Source organism: Priestia sp. GS2, assembly GCF_036409025.1.
Lineage (GTDB): Bacteria > Bacillota > Bacilli > Bacillales > Bacillaceae_H > Priestia > Priestia aryabhattai_A.
Window position 1 is genome coordinate 461,916 of record NZ_JAZGJX010000001.1, and the last position, 15,601, is coordinate 477,516.

Annotated in this window: 18 protein-coding genes; all 18 read left to right on the forward strand. The window is 38.3% G+C overall.

Annotation, left to right across the window (positions count from 1 at the left end; translation table 11 throughout):
• Position 1: 1 nt before the first annotated feature.
• The 18 genes from spoIIIAB to recN all read left to right on the forward strand — a co-directional run bounded on the left by spoIIIAB (position 2) and on the right by recN (position 15,524).
• Complete coding sequence (gene spoIIIAB / locus V2145_RS02410) at positions 2-514, forward strand: stage III sporulation protein SpoIIIAB (protein ID WP_094910770.1); 513 nt, start codon at positions 2-4, stop codon at positions 512-514.
• A gap of 17 nt (positions 515-531) precedes the next feature.
• Complete coding sequence (gene spoIIIAC / locus V2145_RS02415; RefSeq protein WP_025911519.1) at positions 532-738, forward strand: stage III sporulation protein AC; 207 nt, start codon at positions 532-534, stop codon at positions 736-738.
• Positions 739-758: 20 nt separating this feature from the next.
• The gene (spoIIIAD, locus tag V2145_RS02420) at positions 759-1,142 is read left to right on the forward strand and encodes a stage III sporulation protein AD (protein ID WP_061784668.1); all 384 of its coding nucleotides are present in this window, start codon (positions 759-761) and stop codon (positions 1,140-1,142) included.
• A gap of 37 nt (positions 1,143-1,179) precedes the next feature.
• Positions 1,180-2,352: a stage III sporulation protein AE gene (spoIIIAE, locus tag V2145_RS02425; protein ID WP_210610692.1), complete on the forward strand. Its 1,173-nt coding sequence runs from the start codon at positions 1,180-1,182 to the stop codon at positions 2,350-2,352.
• Positions 2,353-2,363: 11 nt separating this feature from the next.
• Positions 2,364-2,975, forward strand: coding sequence for a stage III sporulation protein AF (spoIIIAF, locus tag V2145_RS02430; protein ID WP_094910769.1), 612 nt, complete (start codon positions 2,364-2,366; stop codon positions 2,973-2,975).
• Positions 2,976-2,982: 7 nt separating this feature from the next.
• The gene (gene spoIIIAG / locus V2145_RS02435; protein WP_094910768.1) at positions 2,983-3,630 is read left to right on the forward strand and encodes a stage III sporulation protein AG; all 648 of its coding nucleotides are present in this window, start codon (positions 2,983-2,985) and stop codon (positions 3,628-3,630) included.
• A gap of 13 nt (positions 3,631-3,643) precedes the next feature.
• Positions 3,644-4,237: a SpoIIIAH-like family protein gene (locus tag V2145_RS02440; RefSeq protein WP_094910767.1), complete on the forward strand. Its 594-nt coding sequence runs from the start codon at positions 3,644-3,646 to the stop codon at positions 4,235-4,237.
• A gap of 331 nt (positions 4,238-4,568) precedes the next feature.
• Positions 4,569-5,072, forward strand: coding sequence for an acetyl-CoA carboxylase biotin carboxyl carrier protein (gene accB, locus V2145_RS02445; protein ID WP_094910766.1), 504 nt, complete (start codon positions 4,569-4,571; stop codon positions 5,070-5,072).
• A gap of 13 nt (positions 5,073-5,085) precedes the next feature.
• Complete coding sequence (gene accC, locus V2145_RS02450) at positions 5,086-6,438, forward strand: acetyl-CoA carboxylase biotin carboxylase subunit (RefSeq protein ID WP_094910765.1); 1,353 nt, start codon at positions 5,086-5,088, stop codon at positions 6,436-6,438.
• A 29-nt stretch (positions 6,439-6,467) separates the two neighbouring features.
• Positions 6,468-6,869 carry an Asp23/Gls24 family envelope stress response protein gene (locus V2145_RS02455; protein WP_094910764.1) on the forward strand — a complete coding sequence of 134 codons (402 nt, stop codon included), beginning with the start codon at positions 6,468-6,470 and terminating at the stop codon, positions 6,867-6,869.
• A 289-nt stretch (positions 6,870-7,158) separates the two neighbouring features.
• The gene (gene nusB, locus V2145_RS02460) at positions 7,159-7,551 is read left to right on the forward strand and encodes a transcription antitermination factor NusB (protein ID WP_094910763.1); all 393 of its coding nucleotides are present in this window, start codon (positions 7,159-7,161) and stop codon (positions 7,549-7,551) included.
• Between the two features lie 83 nt (positions 7,552-7,634).
• Positions 7,635-8,978: an exodeoxyribonuclease VII large subunit gene (gene xseA / locus V2145_RS02465; protein ID WP_094910762.1), complete on the forward strand. Its 1,344-nt coding sequence runs from the start codon at positions 7,635-7,637 to the stop codon at positions 8,976-8,978.
• Between the two features lie 3 nt (positions 8,979-8,981).
• Positions 8,982-9,215 (forward strand): exodeoxyribonuclease VII small subunit, encoded by a 234-nt coding sequence (locus V2145_RS02470; RefSeq protein ID WP_094910761.1) that lies wholly within the window; start codon positions 8,982-8,984, stop codon positions 9,213-9,215.
• 2 nt (positions 9,216-9,217) lie between these two features.
• On the forward strand, positions 9,218-10,111 hold the full coding sequence (locus V2145_RS02475; protein WP_094910760.1) for a polyprenyl synthetase family protein: 894 nt from the start codon (positions 9,218-9,220) through the stop codon (positions 10,109-10,111).
• 316 nt (positions 10,112-10,427) lie between these two features.
• Positions 10,428-12,326 carry a 1-deoxy-D-xylulose-5-phosphate synthase gene (gene dxs, locus V2145_RS02480; protein WP_094910759.1) on the forward strand — a complete coding sequence of 633 codons (1,899 nt, stop codon included), beginning with the start codon at positions 10,428-10,430 and terminating at the stop codon, positions 12,324-12,326.
• Positions 12,323-13,153, forward strand: coding sequence for a TlyA family RNA methyltransferase (locus V2145_RS02485; RefSeq protein ID WP_094910758.1), 831 nt, complete (start codon positions 12,323-12,325; stop codon positions 13,151-13,153). Before dxs ends, V2145_RS02485 begins: the two co-directional genes overlap by 4 nt.
• 186 nt (positions 13,154-13,339) lie before the next feature.
• Positions 13,340-13,789 (forward strand): transcriptional regulator AhrC/ArgR, encoded by a 450-nt coding sequence (gene ahrC, locus V2145_RS02490; RefSeq protein WP_025911491.1) that lies wholly within the window; start codon positions 13,340-13,342, stop codon positions 13,787-13,789.
• 16 nt (positions 13,790-13,805) lie between these two features.
• Complete coding sequence (gene recN, locus V2145_RS02495) at positions 13,806-15,524, forward strand: DNA repair protein RecN (protein ID WP_131888282.1); 1,719 nt, start codon at positions 13,806-13,808, stop codon at positions 15,522-15,524.
• The last annotated feature ends 77 nt before the right edge of the window (positions 15,525-15,601 follow it).

Below are 15,601 nucleotides of genomic sequence, written 5' to 3' on the forward strand. Positions count from 1 at the left end.
AATGAAAATTTTAGGAGCTATTTTTATTTTACTGGCTTCTACGTTCACAGGCTTTGAAGTTGCCAAGCAGCTTAGTGAAAGGCCAAGACAACTTCGGCAACTAAAAACAGCGCTACGATCGTTAGAGTCAGAAATCATGTACAGTAACCGCCCTCTTCATGAAATATCAAACATGCTTTCAAAACAATTTCCTAATCCATTATCGCTTTTTTTTAAGGAGTTCGAACAGCGTTTAATACAAGGAATGACCACTGCGAAAGAAGCGTGGGAACATGCTCTTCAAGCACATAAAAAAGCGCTTGCCTTTAAAGAGGGAGAACTTGAAGTGTTAAAGCAGTTTGGTGAAACGTTAGGGCAACATGATCGGTATTCCCAGCAAAAACATATATTGTTAGCTATTAACCACTTGGACCGGGAAGAGCAGGATGCGCTTGAACAGCAAAGTCGGTATGAAAAAATGATAAAAAGCCTTGGCTTTTTATCAGGATTGCTACTCGTCATTTTATTGATGTAGTGATTGGAGGAATAAGGATGAACATTGATATGAATACAATTTTTCAAATAGCAGGGATTGGTATTGTTGTAGCGTTTCTCGTTACGGTGTTAGAGCAAATGGGCAAGAAAGATTATGCAAACTGGGTAACACTTATAGGGTTTATTTATATCTTGTTTATGGTTGCATCGATTGTTGAAGATTTATTTCAAAAAATTAAAGCCGTTTTTTTATTTCAAAGCTAAGGGGGTGATTAGCCATTGAAATGATACAGATTGTGGGCCTAGGCTTAGTTGCTACCTTTTTAGCACTCATTTTAAAAGAGCATAAATCCCCCATTGCTTTTTTACTTGTTGTCTTTGTAGGGTGTGTGATCTTTTTATTTTTAATCGATCAGATATACGAGATTATTAAAATGATTGAAAAGCTCTCTGTGAACGCACACGTTAACATGATTTATGTTGAAACGATCTTAAAGATTATAGGAATTGCTTATATTGCAGAATTTGGTGCTCAAATTACGAAGGACGCTGGGCAAGGTGCGATCGCTTCTAAAATTGAACTGGGCGGTAAAATTTTAATCTTATCAATGGCTATTCCCATCTTAACAGTAATTATTGAAACAATTATTTCCATGCTACCGTCTTAAATTATTAAACTCATGAGGTGACGAGATGAAGTGGTGTATGAGTAAACGAAAATTGCTCGCATTCCTTTTGCTCCTCTTCTTTTTCTTTCCAAATAATGTACAAGCCTCTCAGTCTGCGCCTCAAGAAGAAATAGTAGATGAACAAATTGACCAGCTCAATATCGACGAAGTGAAGCAGTTTTGGGATGATATCTTGACTCAATATGGTGGCTTTTTACCAGAAAGTCAAAAAGGTAGCTTAGTTGACTTCTTAAAAGGTGACAAAGAGTTTTCACTTCAAGAGTGGCTGAGCGGGTTGGTGAAATTTTTACTTCATGAAATTATTTCAAATGGAAAACTGCTAGGAACACTCATTATGTTAACCGTATTCAGCGTCTTTTTACAAACGTTACAGAGCGCATTCAATCAACAAGCTGTTAGTAAAGTTGCCTATGCGCTTGTGTATATGGTGTTAATTATCATTGCGCTAAATAGTTTTCAAGTAGCTATTTCATACGCAACAGGCGCAATCGAAACAATGTCTAAGTTCATTTTAGCTCTGGTTCCACTATTATTAGCGTTAATGGCTTCATCGGGCGGGGTAATATCGGCGGCATTCTTTCATCCAGTGATCTTATTTTTAATGAATATTAGCGGCATGCTCATCCAGTATATAGTCATGCCACTATTGTTTTTATCAGCGCTTTTAAGCATTGTAAGTACTATTTCAGATCAGTATAAGGTCACCCAGTTAGCTCAGCTGCTTCGAAACATCAGCATTGGTATTTTAGGAATCTTTTTAACAATTTTTTTAGGAGTCATTTCAGTACAAGGTGCTACTTCTGCTGTTGCGGATGGAATTACTATTCGGACCGCTAAGTTTGTTACCGGAAACTTTATTCCAGTTGTGGGAAGGGTATTTACAGACGCGGCAGATACCGTTATCACAGCCTCACTTCTTTTAAAGAATACGGTTGGAATAGCGGGAGTGGTTGTTTTACTCTTAATCGTTGCCTTTCCAGCTATTAAAGTGCTAGCGCTTGCGTTAATTTATAAGCTAGCTGCAGCACTTTTACAGCCAATCGGAGGCGGTCCTGTTATTTCGTGTTTAAGCATTATCAGTAAGAGTGTTGTTTATATTTTTGCTGCATTGGCAATTGTCTCACTGATGTTTTTCCTATGTTTAACAGTCATCATTACAGCCAGCAACGTTACGATGATGGTCAGGTAGGAGGAGAAAAAATGCAAGCATTAACAAGCTGGATTACAAATATTATTCTATTCATTTTACTAGCAACAGTTATAAATTTATTGCTTCCTAATTCAGGGTTTCAAAAATATACGAAGCTCGTCATTGGCTTACTCCTAATGCTAATTATTGTTACGCCAGTCTTTCAAATTTTAAAAGTAGACGTAAATAAAATGTTTAATTCGATTCGATTATCAGCGGTTGGTGACGATGCAGGAGTAGAAAATTTAATAGAAAGTAAGAAAAAAGAAATACAAGCTTCACAACGTGCATATATTTTAGAACAAATGGCTGTCCAAATGGAGACAGAGGTAAAAGAGGAGCTGATGGAACAGTATGGTGTAGCAATTGATCAGATGCACATTGAAACGAAAAATGAAGAAGCAGATCCTGAAGCCGACAACATAAAAACGATTACAGTTGTGATGAGTGCACAAGAGCCTGAAGATGAACAGGCCGTGGCAGTTGTGAAAGAAATCTCCATTGACACCTCCACACCAATTGAAAAAGAACCTTCAAAAGAAGCGACGGATATTACTACGTATCTAGCAGCTAAATGGGGCATAGATGAAAAACAAATGATTGTAAACTTGGAGGAGGAGTGAACGTGACATGAATGATAAAAAAGAAGAATCATCGTTTTTTAAAAGACTTTTCTCCATGACCAAAAAATCAGGTGACAAAAAGCCTTCTAAGCTCGTTTATATGGGTATTTTATTAGCAGCAGGAATGGTCTTTATGCTCATGAACGGTTCAAAGGGTATGTTGCAATCAACAGTAGATGAAGCAAAACCAGCTTCTTCTACTGTACAGGACCAAGAGGATGTTCCAACGTTTGGTTCGAAAAAAAACACAGCGATTACTGATTATGAAAAGAAATATGAAGAACAGTTACAAGAAGTATTAGAACAGATTGATGGTGTAAGCAAGGTGGAAGTAATCGTGAACCTCGATGCAACAGAGGCGAAAGTTTATGAGAAAAATACGGTGACCCAAAAGCAATCGACGGATGAAACGGATCGTGAAGGTGGAAAGCGAAAGGTAGAAGACATTTCTACAGATGAAAAGTTAGTTATCGTTAGAAGTGGTGACCAGGAAAAGCCTGTTGTAGTGAAAACAGAAAAACCGAAAGTACGAGGCATTCTTGTCGTCGCGAAAGGGGCTGATAATATCGAGGTGAAAAAGTGGATTATTGAAGCAGTGACACGCTCCTTAGATGTTCCTAGTCATAGAGTTGCCGTATTACCTAAAAAAGGTTAAGGGGGAAATCCAAATGTTATTAAAAAAGCAAACAGTTTGGTTATTAACAATGTTAAGTTTAGTAGTGGTTTTATCAGTATACTATATGACAACCCCAGAAAGCCCTCAATCAAACGTAGCGGTTGTGGATCAACAAGAAGAAAATACGAAAAAAGAAGCTGGAAAAGAAGATGCTAAAGAGCCCGCAAAAGAAGATACAAAAAAAGAAAATGCTAAGTCTACTACAGAGAGCAAAACGACTGTATCAAATGTAGAAAGTGATGAATTATTTACGGCGCTTCGATTAGAGCTAATTGATGAGAGAAGCAAGTTGAAAGAAGAGTTACAAGAAGTAGCTGCTTCCAAAAACGTATCAGCTACTGAAGTAAGTAAAGCAATGGATAAAATCGACCAACTGTCAGAGCTAGCAGAAAAAGAGGCTGTCATTGAAACATTAATTAAATCTAAAGGTTATGAAGATGCATTGGTAAGAGCTGATGGTAGCGAGGTTAATATTACTGTGAAAACTGAAAAGCATTCTAAAGCAAAAGCAAATGAAATTATTCAATTAGTGAAAAAAGAGCTTGGACAAAAAGAGGTGGCAGTTGAGTTTCAACCAACAAAATAAATCAATTCAAAAAGCGATGAAGCCTATTGTCATCGCTTTTTTTTACGTTTTATTCCATGGGGGTAGCTAAATTTTAACGTGGATTTATCCAAGTGGTTGGGTTATAATTATCATTATAGCCTTATATTAGTACTAGGTTATAATATTTTTCTACAATTGTAATTTCTCCATCGATACGATTATAATTGTAAATAGTAGTAAGTTCTAAAACCCATTTTGAGTAGATTATTCTTTTAAATGCGTACAAAGCAATTTGAATGAAGATTGCAATTTGTCGTATCATAGCAAAGTAGTAGAAAGATTTCTATTTCATGAAGTAGGAGTGTTTAATATGTTAAAAATTCAAGAAATCCGTGAATTAATTAAATTAGTTGATCAATCATCCATTGAAGAATTTGTATATGAGCATGAAGGATCAAAAGTAAAAATGAAAAAGAAAGATGCAATTGTTTCAAAGAACGCTTCGCCTGTACAAGTTGTTTCATCAACTCCTGAAGTAGTAGCGCCACAACCTGTTGCTCAACCACAAGCGGCAGCCGTAAGCGAAACAAAACCAGCTGAGCCAGTAGAAGCAGCGCCAGCTAAAGATGAGAATCTACATAAAATTACGTCTCCAATGGTTGGAACGTTTTATGCATCATCTTCTCCAGATGAAGATGCATATGTTGCAGTTGGTGACAAAGTTCAAAAGGATTCCATTGTATGTATCGTTGAAGCAATGAAATTATTTAATGAAATTGAAGCAGAGGTTAAAGGTGAAATTGTAGAAATTTTAGCTGAGAATGGTCAGCTTGTAGAGTATGGTCAACCTCTTTTCTTAGTGAAGCCTGAATAAGGAGCGGTAAAACATGATTAAAAAGCTTTTAGTTGCAAATAGAGGAGAAATTGCAGTCCGTATTATTCGTGCCTGCAAAGAATTAGGCGTAGAGTCAGTTGCAGTTTATTCCCAAGCCGATCGCAACGCTCTTCATGTACAGCTTGCAGATGAAGCTTATTGCATTGGACCTACGGCATCAAAAGATAGTTATTTAAACTTTACAAATATCATGAGCGTTGCAACATCAACAGGTTGTGATGCAATTCATCCAGGATATGGATTCTTAGCGGAGAACTCTGATTTCGCAGAGCTTTGTCGAGAATGCAATATTACGTTTGTGGGACCTACTCCTGAAGCTATTACAAAAATGGGCACAAAAGATATTGCGCGAGAAACAATGCGTCAAGCAGGTGTGCCAATTGTTCCAGGTTCAACTGGTATTGTAGAGTCAGTTGAAGATGGCATGTCAATTGCTAAAGATATTGGATATCCTGTAATTATTAAAGCAACAGCCGGTGGTGGCGGAAAAGGAATTCGCGTTGCAAGAACAGAGCAAGAGCTTGTAAAAGGCATTACGATAACGCAACAGGAAGCTGCTACGGCATTTGGTAATCCAGGTGTTTATATCGAAAAGTACATTGAAGATTTCCGCCATGTTGAAATTCAAGTATTAGCAGATACACATGGTAACGTGATTCATTTAGGAGAGCGTGACTGTAGTATTCAGCGTCGACTTCAAAAATTAATTGAAGAAACGCCTTCGCCAGCACTAAATGAAGAAACACGTGCTAAAATGGGAGACGCAGCTGTAAAAGCAGCTGAGGCAGTTGGCTACACGGGTGCCGGTACAGTAGAGTTTATCTTTGATTATCGTGAAAATAAATTCTATTTCATGGAAATGAATACGCGTATTCAAGTAGAGCATCCTGTAACAGAAATGGTAACAGGTGTTGACTTGATTCAAGAGCAAATTAAAGTAGCAAATGGCGAATATCTTCCTTTGAAACAAGAGGAAGTAACATTTAATGGATGGGCGATCGAATGTCGTATTAACGCAGAGAACCCTGAGAAAAACTTCATGCCATCTGCTGGAACAATTGAAATGTATTTACCACCAGGCGGCTACGGAGTACGCGTTGATTCAGCTGCATACCCAGGCTATACAATCCCGCCATATTATGATTCTATGATTGCGAAGCTAATTGTTCATGCACCAACTCGTGAAGAGGCAATCGAGCGAATGAAGCGTGCTTTAAGTGAGTTTGTTATTGAAGGAGTTGCAACAACGATTCCGTTCCACTTGAAATTATTAAATCACGAACAATTTGTAGGTGGAGAATTCAATACAAAATTTCTTGAGCTACATGATGTAATGAATTCGTAGTATAGTATAAATAATAGGAGGTGCTGTACATGAATGAAAATCATGTATTAGAAATGGAAGAACATCCAAATTCCTTAGGTAAAGTTGAAATTGCTCCTGAAGTTATTGAAGTAATTGCAGGGATTGCGGCTTCAGAAGTAGAGGGCGTTACGGCTATGCGTGGCAATTTTGCAGCAGGTGTCGTTGAAAAGCTAGGGAAGAAAAACCATGGAAAAGGCGTTAAAGTCGATTTAACTGAAAATGGTATTAAAGTTGATGTATTCTGTATGATGAAGTTTGGTGTATCTATTCCAGTTGTGGCGCAAAAGGTACAAGATAATATCCGCCAAGCGTTAAAGAATATGACAGCAATTGAAATAGATGAAGTAAATATTCATATTGTGGGCGTTCAATTTGATACGCAAAAGCAAGAAGTTGAAGAAGAGGAGTAACTCCTGATTTTAGTTATTTCTTTTCCAGACAAGCTATGGTAAAGTGAAAAAGACTGTCTCGTCACATAGACGGTCTTTTTCGTGTTTATGAATTGATCTAGAAGGTGTAACATGGCGGAAAAGCACTGAATAAAGAAGGACGCCATGTTACGCTTTCTAATGTTGGATGATTAACAGTCGCGCAAAAGTGAGATAGTAATGACGGGTGAAATTCCTTCTTTGATTTACAATAAATTGTGCTATTATCTAGGTATACTAGTGAAAGTAGATAAATAAAGGAGTCAAAATAATGAAAAGACATACAGCAAGACAAAAAGCATTACAGGCCTTATTTCAGCACGACCTTGGGCAAATTGAGCCGTTAGAAGCAATGGAGAATGTGTTGCAAGAAGGAAAAGGTGACGATTTCTTAGAAAAATTAGTATTAGGCGTAGCAAATAACCAAGAAGAAATCGATGGCATTCTACGTGATCACTTAGAAAAATGGACGTTAGATAGAGTTGCAACGGTAGACCGTACTATTTTACGTATGGCGGTATATGAAATGAAATACGAAGAAGAAATTCCTGGAAATGTTACGATGAATGAAGCAATTGAATTAGCGAAAGTATTTGGTGATGATCAATCTGGTCGCTTTATTAATGGTGTATTATCGAAGGTAGCTGTTACTCTATCTCGCTAACCGAGTACAATCTAATGAGGTACTTCTCTCCTTTATCTAAAAAGGAGAGGGGAAGAACCTTTTAGAAACAAGGAGGTTATATTATGAGTGAAGTTCGTTATTTAACTGTATCAGCATTAACACGCTATATTAAGCGGAAATTTGATGTTGATCCTCACTTACAAGATATTTGGATTAAAGGTGAAATATCTAACTTTAAAAAGCATAGTAGAGGTCATATGTACTTTACCTTAAAAGATGAAAATGCTCGAATTGCAGCGGTTATGTTTGCTGGTCATAACAGCAAGTTAGCTTTTCAGCCTGAAGAAGGAATGAAAGTGTTAATTCGCAGCGAAATATCCGTATACGAACCAAGTGGAAACTATCAAATGTATGTAAAGGAAATGCAACCTGATGGTGTTGGTAATCTCTACTTAGCTTATGAGCAGTTAAAGAAAAAGCTTGAAAAAGAAGGCTTATTTCATGCTTCCCACAAACAAAACCTTCCAAAATACCCGAGTGCAATCGGTGTAATTACATCCCCGACAGGAGCCGCAGTCCGCGATATTATCACAACGCTGAAAAGGCGCTACCCAATCGCTAAAATTATTGTTATACCAGCTCTCGTTCAAGGTGTGAATGCTGCTCCTTCAATCGTAAAAGCAATCAACGAAGCAAACAAGCGAGACGAAGTTGATGTACTAATTGTTGGGCGAGGAGGAGGGTCGATTGAAGAGCTATGGGCGTTTAATGAAGAAGCGGTTGCACGTGCGATTTATCATTCAGCGCTACCTGTTATTTCAGCAGTTGGGCATGAGACCGACTTTACAATTGCAGATTTTGTAGCAGATCTAAGAGCCCCGACTCCAACAGGAGCTGCAGAACTTGCAGTACCAAGTATTGCTGAGATTTCGGAGCGTATTTCGCAACGAAATATTCGCTTACTTCGCGCGATGAATGAAAAAATTCAGCATAGTAAAAGACGATTGGAAAAGTCCCAAAAATCCTATGCGTTTCGCTATCCACAAAAACTAATCGAACAAAAAGAGCAACAACTTGACCGCGTTATCGATACATTATATCGTGAAAGCAAGAGATTTTTCGAAAGAAAGCAAAATCAATACGAACAACTGGCCATGAACTTGCAGCGCAATCATCCTCAGCAAAAAATCAAGCAAGCACGTGAACAGCACATGCAGCTAACAAAAGTGTTGCAAAGAGAAATGCAACAACTTATGAAACAGCAGCACCTTCTATTTGCAACCACAGCCTCTAAGCTACATGCACTAAGCCCGTTAAAAACAATGGAGCGGGGATATAGCTTGGTGTATGATGATGATCAGAAGTTAATAAAATCAACAAAGCAATTGGCAAAAGGTGATACTATTCAAGTTCGGTTAACTGATGGGCAACTACAGTGTGAAGTGTCAGATATAAAGGAGCGATAAAAGATGGCGAATAAAAAAGAGCAGACGTTTGAAGACGCAATGGATCAGCTAGAGAAAATTGTAAATAACTTAGAAGAAGGTGACATTCCGTTAGAAGAAGCGATTGAAAAATTTCAGCAAGGAATGTCTTTATCAAAATTCTGTCATGATCGTCTCCAGCAAATCGAAAAACAAATGGAGAACATTTTGCAAGAAGACGGAACGTTAGCACCTTTTACTGTTCAGGAGGAAGAATAAACGTGAGTGAACAGCAGCTACAGAATTATATTCAATTTACAAAAGAGAAAGTAGAGACATTTTTTCATGAGTATGTAACAAATCTGCAAGCTCCTTCATTATTAAAAGAGTCGATGTTGTATTCATTAATGGCAGGAGGAAAGCGTCTGAGACCAATGTTAGTTTTTGCGACGTTAAAAGCATTGGGGCATGATGAAGAAAAAGGAATCGCAGTTGCAAGCGCAGTTGAAATGATTCACACGTATTCACTCATTCACGATGACTTACCAAGCATGGATGACGATGATTTACGAAGAGGCAAGCCTACAAATCACAAGGTATATGGCGAAGCAACGGCAATTTTAGCGGGAGACGCGCTATTAACAAACAGTTTTCAGGTAATTATAAATGCCTCACAAATAAAAGATGAAGTAAAAGTAGAGCTTCTGAGCGAGCTTACAAAAGCAGCGGGAGCAGAAGGCATGATTAAAGGACAGGTTGCTGATATGCAAGGAGAACAGCAACATGAATATTTAACCCTTCAGGAGCTAGAAGATATTCATATACATAAAACAGGAAAGCTTTTAAGTTTTTGTGTGAAAGCAGGTGCAATCTTAGGTGAGGCAACTGAAGAGCAGTTGAAGCTTCTAGAAAAGTTCAGCTTTAACTTAGGAATTGCTTTTCAAATTCAAGATGACATTTTAGATATTGAAGGGTCCGAAGAAGCAATTGGCAAACCAGTGGGAAGCGATAAGGAAAACGAAAAGACGACGTATCCACTTCTACTGGGAATGGAAGAAGCCAAACAAAAGCTTCATCACCATATTCAATCGAGCTTAGATGCGCTTAAAACAGCGAATTTGGATACGGGGTTGCTTGAAGAAATTTGTCTATACGTAGCAAAACGTGATCGTTAAGCAACGGCCTTGTTTTTTATATAAATGAGATAAAATAAGATTGAGTCCCAATATTGCCTATGCTATAATAGCCTTACTACTATGTCAAAGACGTAGTGCATAGGTTTGCAAGACATATACAATATTTTGGTGGCCGTTATCACATTTGTGTTAGCGGCTATTTTTTCACTGTTTTCTTTTAAAGAGAGGTATGTTTACTTATAACCTGACAAAGGTATTATAAGTAGTAACTGTGTTAATAATTGACTATTAGTATAAAACCATACAAAATGTATTAAGGTAACTTTATAACAAGTACGAAAGTGAGTGATCCAGATTGGATCTTACAGCGATAAAAAGTCCTGATTTTTTAAAAAAGATGTCAATAACAGAATTAGAAGCATTGAGTGAAGACATTCGTCGCTTTTTAATTACAAAGCTCTCTGTAACAGGAGGCCATATTGGGCCAAACTTAGGAGTAGTTGAGCTGACGGTGGCCCTTCATAAAGTATTTAACAGTCCTAAAGATAAATTTCTATGGGATGTTGGACATCAGTCCTATGTTCATAAAATTTTAACGGGGCGAGCATGCGAATTCGATACTATTCGCCAGTATAAAGGCCTTTGCGGTTTTCCTAAGCGTGATGAAAGCGAACATGATGTGTGGGAAACGGGACACAGTTCTACTTCATTATCAGCTGCAATGGGAATGGCAGTTGCGCGTGATTTACAAAAAACAAAATCTCATGTTATCCCAATTATTGGTGACGGAGCCTTAACAGGCGGTATGGCCTTGGAAGCGCTAAACCATATTGGCCATGAAAAAACAGATATGACTGTTATTTTAAACGATAATGAGATGTCGATTGCTCCAAATGTAGGTGCCCTTCACAGCGTACTGGGGCGACTTCGTACAGCAGGGAAATACAATTGGGTAAAAGATGAGCTAGAAGTGCTTTTGAAAAAAGTTCCAGCCGTTGGTGGGAAACTAGCAGCCACAGCGGAGCGCGTTAAAGATGGTCTAAAGTATATGGTTGTATCCGGTATGTTTTTTGAAGACCTTGGATTTACATACCTCGGTCCGGTGGATGGTCATAATTACGAAGAGCTTTTAGAAACTCTTCAGTATGCCAAGAAGACAAAAGGGCCAGTTGTCGTTCATGTTATTACGAAAAAAGGTAAGGGGTACTTACCAGCAGAAAGTGATACTAGCGGTGCGTGGCATGGTACAGGCCCTTACAAAATTGAGTCTGGTGACTTTATTAAAGATAAAAATGTACCGGTAGGATGGAGCGCACTAGTGAGTAATACTGTTTTAAAAATGGCTCGTAAAGACGACCGTATTGTAGCGGTCACGCCTGCTATGCCAGTTGGCTCTAAGTTAGAAGCATTTCAACAAGAGTTTCCGCATCGTATGTTTGATGTTGGAATTGCAGAGCAACATGCAACAACGATGGCAGCTGGCTTAGCTACTCAAAATATGAAGCCGTTCTTAGCTATTTATTCAACGTTCTTGCAGCGTGCTTATGACCAAGTTGTACATGACATTTGTCGTCAAAAGCTAAATGTATTTATCGGAATTGACCGAGCAGGCTTAGTTGGAGCAGACGGAGAAACACATCAAGGTGTATTCGATATTGCATTTTTACGCCATTTACCAAACTTAGTGTTAATGATGCCGAAAGATGAAAATGAAGGTCAGCATATGGTTCATACAGCATTAACATATGAAGCAGGACCAATTGCTATGCGTTATCCTAGAGGGAATGGTCTAGGGGTACCATTAGATGAAGAGCTAAAGTCAATTGATATTGGGACATGGGAAGTACTAAAAGAAGGTACAGATGCAACTATCCTAACGTTTGGTACAACGATTCCAATGGCTATGGAAGCGGCGGAAGCGTTAAGTGAAAAAGGTATTCAAGTTGAGGTTATCAATGCACGTTTCATCAAGCCAATGGATGAAGCAATGCTGCACCAAGTTTTAAAATCAAATCGCCCTGTTTTAACAATTGAAGAAGCTGTATTACAAGGTGGATTTGGAAGTGCAGTATTAGAGTTTGCTTCAGAGCATGGATATTATTCCCCTATCGATCGTATGGGAATTCCAGATAAGTTTATTGAGCATGGAAGCGTAACAAAGTTATTAGAAGAAATTAACCTAACAACTGATGAAGTAATTAATCGAGTAAATAAACTCGTAAGACCAATACAAAAGAGGCTTGAAGTGAAGTGACGAAAAAAGAACGAGTAGACGTTCTACTAGTCGAAAGAGGCTTGGTAGAAACGAGAGAAAAAGCGAAGCGAACAGTTATGGCTGGCCTTGTATACGCGAATGAACAGCGTTTAGACAAGCCTGGGGAAAAGATTGATCGAGAAACACCTTTGACTGTAAAGGGAGCAGTAATGCCGTATGTAAGTAGAGGTGGCTTTAAGCTTGAAAAAGCACTGAAAGAGTTTGATGTACAAGTGAAAGATCGTATTATGATTGATATTGGCTCATCAACAGGTGGATTTACTGACTGTGCTTTGCAAAACGGAGCAAAAATGTCATATGCACTGGATGTCGGCTATAATCAACTTGCTTGGAAGCTGCGACAAGATGAGCGAGTGGTTGTGATGGAACGTACGAACTTTCGCTATGTTACGCCAGCTGACCTTACGGCCGGGTTACCTGAATTCGCATCAATCGATGTTTCATTTATTTCCTTAAAGTTAATTCTGCCCGTGCTAAAACAACTTCTTGTATCAGGAAGTGACGTGGTAGCCCTTGTGAAGCCGCAGTTTGAAGCAGGTCGCGAGCAAGTTGGAAAAAAAGGAATTGTACGAGATGCAAAGGTTCATCAAGAAGTTGTTGAGAATATGGTGAATTTTGCTTTGAAGGAAGGGTATGATGTGCGCAACGTATCGTACTCACCAATAACGGGTGGAGACGGAAACATTGAGTTTCTACTTCACCTACATTGGAAAGGACAAAGACAGCAAGGAGAGAATCTTGCTACTCTAACAGCTCAGGAAGTTGTTGAACAAGCGCATTCAGTACTTAAAGAGAAGAAGTCTTAACGCTCTTGTCTCTGTTCAAGCATGAAAAGCCAATGCTAGTAACTCTAGCATTGGCAATTTGATTATACACCTTTATACGCAAAGGTGTATAATCAAATTGAATGTCAGCATGATGTGGAAGAGAATCATAACATTCCGTCTATACTATAAGAAATAAGATAATACATATTAGTGTGAGGTGCCAGTATGAACAAAGGGCAAAGACATATTAAAATTCGTGACATTATTACAAACAATGATATTGAAACGCAAGACGAGTTAGTAGATATTTTGAAAAATCAAGGATTTAACGTAACGCAAGCAACCATCTCTCGCGACATTAAAGAGCTTCACTTAGTAAAAGTTCCGTTAATGGATGGTCGCTATAAATACAGCCTTCCTGCCGATCAGCGCTTTAACCCTTTACAAAAGCTAAAGCGGTCATTGATGGATGCTTTTGTAAAAATCGATTCAGCAGGGCATATGCTGGTAATGAAAACTTTGCCAGGTAATGCCAACGCTATTGGAGCATTGATTGATCATTTAGATTGGGAAGAAATTCTAGGTACAATTTGTGGTGATGATACGTGTTTGATTATTTGTCGAACGCCTGAAGATACTCAAAAGATTTCGGATCGATTCTTAGAAATGTTGTAAAGGTGTGTGAAACAGATTGTTAGCAGAACTATCAATCAAAAACTTTGCCATCATTGATGAGCTTTCAGTATCGTTTGAAAAAGGCTTAACAGTTTTAACAGGTGAAACAGGAGCTGGTAAGTCAATTATTATTGATGCTATTCATTTGCTTGTTGGAGGGCGTGGTTCATCTGAGTTTGTAAGGCATGGAACAAATCGAGCGGAAATTGAAGGGTTATTTTTAATTGAAGACGAGCACCCTTGCTATGAAAAAGCCAAGCAGGTGGGAGTTGAAGTTGAAGATGGAATGGTGGTGCTAAGACGAGACATCACTATGAACGGTAAGAGTATTTGCCGTATCAATGGAAAGCTAGTCACGCTTGGCATTTTACGTGAAGTGGGTCAAACACTGATGGATATCCATGGACAGCATGAACATCAGGACTTGATGAACCAAGATCGACACCTAATTCTTCTTGATCAGTATGGGGGGCAAAAGGTTGAAGAAGCACTATCAGAATATCGAGAAGTGTTTACTACATATACGACGCTAAAGAAACAGTTAGAACAATTGACAGAAAATGAACAGCAAATGGCTCATCGCTTAGACTTAATTCAATTTCAGCTTGATGAAATCAAAGCAGCTGATCTTCAACCAAATGAAGATGAGTTGCTGATGGATGAGCGCCTTAAGATTTCTAACTTTGAGAAGATTTATACGTCCTTAACAGATGCGTATAATGCGCTTCATGGTGAGCAAAGAGGGTTAGATTGGCTGGGTGTAGCTATGAATCATGCCGAAGAAATTTCAAACTTAGAAGATACCTATGGTGAAATTTCAGAAGTTATATCATCAAGTTTTTATCAAATTGAAGATGCTTCTTATCGTATTCGTCAGCAGCTTGATTTATTAGAGTATGACCCAAAGCGCCTTAATTTTATTGAATCACGGCTAAATGAAATTAGTCATTTAAAGCGTAAGTATGGTCAAAGCGTTGATGAAATTCTGGAGTATGCAGCTCAAATTGAAGATGAAATTGATCGAATTGAAAATCGAGATACTCACGTTGAGAAAATTAAACAAAAGCTGTCGAGCATAGCGGAAGATTTGCTTGTTGAAGCGAAAAATGTTTCTGAGGTTAGAAAGCAGCTAGCAGCAGAATTAACGGATAGTATTCATCAAGAGCTACAGGAGCTTTATATGGCTAAAACTATTTTTAATATCGTATTTGAAAAGCTACCATCAAATCAAGCTGATAGCGAACTTAGCGGTGATTCTGTTAAGTTTACTAAGGATGGTATCGATTCAGTGGAGTTTTACATTTCTACAAACCCAGGTGAGCCGTTAAAGCCTCTTGCTAAAGTAGCGTCTGGTGGAGAACTATCTCGTATTATGCTTGCACTAAAGAGTATTTTCTCTAAGCATCAAGGCGTTACGTCCATTATTTTTGATGAAGTAGATACAGGGGTGAGCGGCCGTGTCGCACAGTCCATTGGTGAGAAAATTCATGCCATTTCTGTAGATTCTCAAGTACTATGTATTTCTCATCTTCCACAGGTGGCTGCTATGGCAGATACACATTTGTTTATTTCAAAGCAAATTAAAGATGATCGTACTACAACATCTGTTCTACCTTTAAGTGAAGAAGAGAAAACAAAAGAAATTGCTCGCATGATTGCAGGAGCCGAAATAACTGATTTAACTCAGCAGCACGCCCAAGAACTGTTGGGTTTAGCAGCGAAAATTAAACAATAAGCATTTAAAAAGCGCTTCTGGTGGATTGTTATGTGCCAAAAGCGCTTTTTTTATGTAGTAAACTTTGGTTAAAAATC

Bases quoted from the DNA above. Each gene is read 5' to 3' on its own strand.
- spoIIIAE (WP_210610692.1), top strand. From the start codon at position 1,180: ATGAGTAAACGAAAATTGCTCGCATTCCTTTTGCTCCTCTTCTTTTTC.
- spoIIIAG (WP_094910768.1), top strand. From the start codon at position 2,983: ATGAATGATAAAAAAGAAGAATCATCGTTTTTTAAAAGACTTTTCTCC.
- xseA (WP_094910762.1), top strand. From the start codon at position 7,635: ATGAGTGAAGTTCGTTATTTAACTGTATCAGCATTAACACGCTATATT.
- V2145_RS02470 (WP_094910761.1), top strand. From the start codon at position 8,982: ATGGCGAATAAAAAAGAGCAGACGTTTGAAGACGCAATGGATCAGCTA.
- V2145_RS02440 (WP_094910767.1), top strand. From the start codon at position 3,644: ATGTTATTAAAAAAGCAAACAGTTTGGTTATTAACAATGTTAAGTTTA.
- spoIIIAC (WP_025911519.1), top strand. From the start codon at position 532: ATGAACATTGATATGAATACAATTTTTCAAATAGCAGGGATTGGTATT.
- ahrC (WP_025911491.1), top strand. From the start codon at position 13,340: ATGAACAAAGGGCAAAGACATATTAAAATTCGTGACATTATTACAAAC.
- accB (WP_094910766.1), top strand. From the start codon at position 4,569: ATGTTAAAAATTCAAGAAATCCGTGAATTAATTAAATTAGTTGATCAA.
- nusB (WP_094910763.1), top strand. From the start codon at position 7,159: ATGAAAAGACATACAGCAAGACAAAAAGCATTACAGGCCTTATTTCAG.
- V2145_RS02455 (WP_094910764.1), top strand. From the start codon at position 6,468: ATGAATGAAAATCATGTATTAGAAATGGAAGAACATCCAAATTCCTTA.
- accC (WP_094910765.1), top strand. From the start codon at position 5,086: ATGATTAAAAAGCTTTTAGTTGCAAATAGAGGAGAAATTGCAGTCCGT.
- spoIIIAB (WP_094910770.1), top strand. From the start codon at position 2: ATGAAAATTTTAGGAGCTATTTTTATTTTACTGGCTTCTACGTTCACA.
- spoIIIAD (WP_061784668.1), top strand. From the start codon at position 759: ATGATACAGATTGTGGGCCTAGGCTTAGTTGCTACCTTTTTAGCACTC.
- spoIIIAF (WP_094910769.1), top strand. From the start codon at position 2,364: ATGCAAGCATTAACAAGCTGGATTACAAATATTATTCTATTCATTTTA.